Source organism: Flavobacterium cupreum (assembly GCF_003996965.1).
Lineage (GTDB): Bacteria > Bacteroidota > Bacteroidia > Flavobacteriales > Flavobacteriaceae > Flavobacterium > Flavobacterium cupreum.
Genome location: NZ_QWDM01000073.1, coordinates 1 through 456, shown reverse-complemented (window position 1 = coordinate 456; position 456 = coordinate 1). Strand labels below are relative to the sequence as shown.

General features: G+C 52.9%; 1 rRNA gene. It reads left to right on the top strand.

From position 1 onward, the window contains the following. Nucleotides 1-456, top strand: a 23S ribosomal RNA gene (locus D0817_RS24850); the annotation flags it as partial.

Sequence of the window (456 nt, the reverse complement as noted above, 5' to 3'; positions counted from 1 at the left end):
ACTGACAAGTCGAGCAGGTACGAAAGTAGGACATAGTGATCCGGTGGTTCTGTATGGAAGGGCCATCGCTCAACGGATAAAAGGTACTCTGGGGATAACAGGCTGATTCCTCCCAAGAGTTCATATCGACGGGGGAGTTTGGCACCTCGATGTCGGCTCATCACATCCTGGGGCTGTAGCCGGTCCCAAGGGTATGGCTGTTCGCCATTTAAAGTGGTACGTGAGCTGGGTTTAAAACGTCGTGAGACAGTTTGGTCCCTATCTGCCGTGGGCGTTGGAAATTTGAAGGGGGCGGCTCCTAGTACGAGAGGACCGGAGTGGACAGACCTCTGGTGTACCGGTTGTCACGCCAGTGGCATTGCCGGGTAGCTAAGTCTGGAAGCGATAACCGCTGAAAGCATCTAAGCGGGAAACTTGCCTTGAGATCAGATTTCCCAGAGACTTGAGCTCTTTAAA